Origin of the sequence: Endozoicomonas sp., from assembly GCF_051008435.1 — a bacterium.
Classification (GTDB): domain Bacteria; phylum Pseudomonadota; class Gammaproteobacteria; order Pseudomonadales; family Endozoicomonadaceae; genus Endozoicomonas_A.
Window position 1 is genome coordinate 1 of the sequence record NZ_JBPCXO010000416.1, and the last position, 4,788, is coordinate 4,788.

Annotated in this window: 7 protein-coding genes; 5 read left to right on the forward strand and 2 right to left on the reverse strand. The window is 44.9% G+C overall.

Going from position 1 to position 4,788, the window contains the following annotated elements; translation table 11 throughout:
• Nucleotides 1–666: 666 nt before the first annotated feature.
• Entirely contained in the window at nt 667–1,002 is a 336-nt protein-coding gene (locus ACR2PX_RS20970; protein WP_434001308.1) for a hypothetical protein, read from the reverse strand.
• A complete protein-coding gene (locus tag ACR2PX_RS20975; protein WP_434001309.1) occupies nt 1,002–1,313 on the reverse strand; it encodes a hypothetical protein in 312 nt (103 codons plus the stop codon). The genes ACR2PX_RS20970 and ACR2PX_RS20975 overlap by 1 nt, the downstream gene beginning before the upstream one ends.
• Before the next feature lie 377 nt (nt 1,314–1,690).
• Here ACR2PX_RS20975 and ACR2PX_RS20980 point away from each other — a divergent pair, with 377 nt between their 5' ends.
• From ACR2PX_RS20980 to dapB, 5 genes are all read left to right on the forward strand, one after another.
• Nucleotides 1,691–1,897, forward strand: coding sequence for a hypothetical protein (locus tag ACR2PX_RS20980; RefSeq protein ID WP_434001310.1), 207 nt, complete (start codon nt 1,691–1,693; stop codon nt 1,895–1,897).
• Nucleotides 1,898–1,956: 59 nt separating this feature from the next.
• The gene (locus ACR2PX_RS20985; protein WP_434001311.1) at nt 1,957–2,373 is read left to right on the forward strand and encodes a hypothetical protein; all 417 of its coding nucleotides are present in this window, start codon (nt 1,957–1,959) and stop codon (nt 2,371–2,373) included.
• A 57-nt stretch (nt 2,374–2,430) separates the two neighbouring features.
• Complete coding sequence (locus ACR2PX_RS20990) at nt 2,431–3,045, forward strand: hypothetical protein (protein ID WP_434001312.1); 615 nt, start codon at nt 2,431–2,433, stop codon at nt 3,043–3,045.
• 1 nt (nt 3,046) lies between these two features.
• Entirely contained in the window at nt 3,047–3,532 is a 486-nt protein-coding gene (locus ACR2PX_RS20995; protein WP_434001313.1) for a hypothetical protein, read from the forward strand.
• A gap of 333 nt (nt 3,533–3,865) precedes the next feature.
• Complete coding sequence (dapB, locus tag ACR2PX_RS21000) at nt 3,866–4,603, forward strand: 4-hydroxy-tetrahydrodipicolinate reductase (protein ID WP_434001314.1); 738 nt, start codon at nt 3,866–3,868, stop codon at nt 4,601–4,603.
• Nucleotides 4,604–4,788: the final 185 nt, after the last annotated feature.

Here is a 4,788-nt window from a genome sequence, read left to right on the forward strand (position 1 = left end):
TTCAACAGGCCATGAATGACGTGTACTTTACTACCAAGCAGGAAATTAGAACCCTATGACCCTCTATCCTTCGGATGCCTACTCAGACAATTCTATGTTGAGAAAGGCATCATGAAATTTTGCTAACACTGTTCAGTTCTACCCTAAAGCCAGTGAATGTTTCACCTTAGCGATCTTTCGATCTACAGATGCCATACAAACTCTCCAATAGAGCGATTCCCAGTTTCAACCGTTCAGGCCTTCCTGAGATTTCAGTACTATGCCTTCTGCTGACTTCTGTACTGCGGTCACACAGGATTGCTCCTGTGTCAGTTGTTCCTTCAACACAGTACAGACCTCCCGAGGTAAGACACTTAACTTTCACTGCGTAAACGCCCAATTTATAAAACGTATTCCGATTGCAGATGGAGGGCTTAATGGTCACGTGCCCACTGCCCCGAATACGTCACACCTCATATTGGGTTTCTGTTCGTCGCCCCGCAGTTTTACGTTGGGCTTCCTCCAGACCCTGCCTCGCGACAACGCCCTTGCCCTTTCGCTAACCTTCGGCTCTGCGAATACCTGGTAAGAGGACTTTCACCTCTCTAGTTAAGTGCCATGCTCGGCACACACGCCCCCATCATGCGCCGCCGTAGGCGGTCGCATGGATGGGCTTGTTAGGTGTATTTAGCTGGCAAGTACTGCTGAAACAATAAACGAAATGCAACCAATGAAAACCATAATATAGTGAAGCTTTAACATGTGTCTTTGATTTTGTGTTGTATTGTTTAATATGATTTCACTTTCAATATTGTTTTTTAATTTTGGGAAAAGACAATATTGCCCCCATACCATAAACCTATTTGCTGAGAACAGAAAGCCATAATCGTAATCGGCACCATCGATTTTTTCGGCGAGTTTTTTATAGTACTTTCGATAAAACACAATTGAATTAATGAGTGCAATTATAAAGGATAATAACCCAATACTAGCAGTGGCTGCTTGAAATAATTCAATGTTCATTAGTTTGATACTTCATAAACAAAATTGCCGAAGTTTTCTGTAGCCTTACCTCCAACTTTTGAACCCGCATAACCACCCGCAGCACCCGCAGCTACTGCACACCATAAAAAACTACTCCCACCACTCGGCAAACCAAAGACCAAGCTGCATGTAACATAACTTGCCGCAGTACCGCCTAGCATCCCGCCCGCAATACTTCCGCTCACTTTCATGGGCTCAACAATCTTTGCTCGGGAACACATTTCTTCGTTTGAATTTGTTGAGCAAGCTTTATGTATATTAGAGACTCCACCTGCTACATCCAAAGCCATAGATGCATATCCAAGTCGAGAGAAGTTTTTGGCAACTTTTGCAAGTTTACTGTAGTTTGAAGAAAACTCCTTAATTGCTGGTAACTATTCAGCACCCCTGATGATTTTGCAGGGATAAAAGGTTTTGGTTATAAGCCATGCCACACTTGAGTTTCAGAGGTACAAATATGCTGTACTTTCGTTTATCTCGTGGGTTGTTGCGGCAATATGGTGTGGAAAGTCAGCTTTTTAGGTGCATTTTTCGTCAAAAACTCCTTTTTCAGAAAGCTAAACGATCAGACAGCTTTTTCTACCCCTTGTGCGGTAAGCATTTCAGCACCACCCATTTCCAGCAGGGGGTACTGAATAGTTACCACCAGAGAGGTGGGGCTAGAATCATGAAAGACTCTAATAGAAGTATTTTTCCTGAATATATGTCGCGAGATGAGATTGAAAAAACGGTTCGACAGGCATACCGGTACGGTAAACGTTTCAAAACTCAAGAGAATCGGATTCTTGTGCATGGTAATGGCATTGATATCTGGATCGATAAAACAACCAAGGCAATTACGTCAGCGTACCCACGTAAACGGGGGCTAAAATGAGCAGAATCTCAATTTATACAGAACCAAACTCTTATATGAGATCTGAAGGTATAAGTAAAATGATTACAGGAATCATTTCATTTGACCTTACGGACTACCAATTTCCCGAAAAAGAATGGGATGATTGTATTGTTATAGTGTTAGGTTGGTGGCTTGGCGTATTAATCAGACTTAAAAAAGGCGCTTCTGAGGAAGAAGAACTGTTATATATGGATGGTGCATATTCAGTCACGGTGAAAAATCTGAATAATTCCATGTGCCGTCTTCGCTTTATAGAAGGGTATACTGATGTTTTAAAAACGATCGATTTGTATCCGCTTCCTGACTTGGCAGACAGTCTGCTCTCTGCAGCGCAACAGGTTTACTCTGCTTGTCTGGATCATCAGTGGAAAAGTGATGATGTTGATCTTTTAGAAAAGCGCATAGACCAACTGTCAGAGCTATACCCTGACCTTGGAACAGAATGCCAGGGTTAGTGGGGTTGTCTATAGAACGCTTAATGCCGTGACAAGAAAAGTGCCTCGCGGACAATATTGAATGACTGCCAGAGTCGGTTAAATCATCTTTTACAACAGAGCTCAGAACTGAAAGATGAAAAGGCAGCTCTGGGTGAGGAACATGAAGCTTACCTTCAGGCAAAAAATGGTCTCAGAACTCGTATAGAAACCATGCAGGCAGAGCTGGACAGCATCCAGCCGGTAGCGGGACACTGTCGTGCTGATGACTGCCCGAGGCTGGGTTTTCCCCAGGCAGGGTTGGATGATTTTGCCCATACTGTGGGTGATGCCTATTTGGCCATGGCGGGGCCAGGAGGTAAGCTCAAGACTGGGAAGAAAGTGGCTGATGCGGTTGCTAAACTCAAACCCATCAACCTGCCGTCATGGCGCAAAATTGAAATCGACATGGATCATATTGTGTCTGGTCACCAGAGAGGTGGGGCTAGAATCATGAAAGACTCTAATAAAAGCCTTTTTCCTGAATATATGTCGCGAGATGAGATTGAAAAAACGGTTCGACAGGCATACCGGTATGGCAAACGTATTGAAACTCAAGAGAATCGGATTCTTGTGCACGGTAATGGCATTGATATATGGATCGATAAAGCAACCAAGGTCATCAAGTCAGCGTACCCGAAAATGAGAAATTAATATGAGCAGAATTTTAATTTATACAAATCCAGATTCCTATAAGGTGTATGGGAGTATAAGTAAAGCGGTTATAGGTATCATTTTATTTGACCTTGCAGGCTATCAGTTTCCCGGAAAAAACTGGGACGACTTTATTGTTACAATTATGGGTTGGTGGCTTCGTGCAATCATTGATCTCAAAACAGGTGCTTCCAAAAAAGAAGACCTGTATTTCATGGATGGTCCGTTCTTAGTCACTGTTGAAAAACGAAATGCATCTATGTGCAGTCTTTATTTTATAGAAAGGGATATCGCTGTTTTAAAAGCTGTTGATCTATATCCGCTCGATGATCTGGCAGACAGTATGCTCTCTGCAGCGCAACAGGTTTACTCAGCTTGTCTGGAACATCAGTGGCAAGACGAAGACAAGGATGTGAAAGACCTGAAAGAGCGCATAGACCAGCTGTCAGAGCTATACCCTGACCTTGGAACTGAATGCCAGGGTTAGTGGATTCGCCTATAAAATGCTCAATGCCATGACAAGAAAAGTGCCTCGCGGACAATATTGAATGACTGCCAGAGTCGATTAAGTCATTCTGATCCGTTACAGTGTCCCCATTCAACTCTCATGCCTCCTTTACCCTGCTATACCCATTGGACTTCAAGGTGCTACTAGGCGACAAGAGAGCGAATCCCCGTGAGCCTTCGAGTAGTAGGTGATTGGGGTGAGCGAGCGCTGACAACAACGTAGCAACTTGAAAGGCGATGGGTATACTCATTCATTAGAAGGCCCGTTGGGCGGCATTTCCATAGAACCAGACAAATAATCACGGAGCATACCATGTCAGTTTTGAGAGTCGCTGTGAACGGAGCCAAAGGCAAGATGGGACAAACAGTGGTTGAGTTTGTCCAAAATCACAGCCGTCTGGAACTGGCCACCTCCATAGATTTGGGTGACGATCTGGCTGCAGAAGTCAAAAACAGCTCCGCCGATATTGTGGTTGACTTCACCCGTCCGGAAATCCGCATGGAAACCGTGAAGAACACTTTGTTCTCCGGCGCATCCGCCGTAGTCGGCACAACCGGCTTTACGCCGGAAGACCTGGAAACCATCCGGGGCTGGATCAAGGAAACCGGCAAGGGTTGCTTTATTGCTCCTAACTTTATTGTGGGTAACGTGCTGATGCAGCAGTTTGCCAAACAGGCTGCTCGTTATTACGAATACGCTGAAATCATTGAGTACCACCACGAACAAAAAGTCGACTTCCCTTCAGGCACTGCAGTGAAAACCGCTGAACTGATGAGTGAAGAGCGTAAAAAATTCAACGTTGGTACTAATGATCAGGTTGCCAACATTGACGGTTCACGAGGGGGGGATTACCAGGGAATCAAGCTTCATGCTGTTCGCATGCCCGGCTTTGTAGCCTCTCAGGAAGTCATTCTCGGTGACAAGGGTCAGTACATGACAATCCGTCATGACTCCATCGAGCGTACCAGCTATATGCCAGGTATCCTGATGGCCAGTGAATACATCCATGACAAGGCTGAACTGGTTTATGGCCTGGAACATATTCTCTGACTAACCCGGATATTTCATAAACTGCCCCGAATCTCGCGCAGGCATTTGTCGCTCGAAAGGATTTTGCGAAGGAGTGCCGTACCGGGGAGTACGGTCGACTGAGTAAAACTCCCTTAGAGCGGTAATGGGCAAGTGAGAGCGGGAGCATGTTTATGAAATATCCGGGCTAGCCTTTATCACGACTG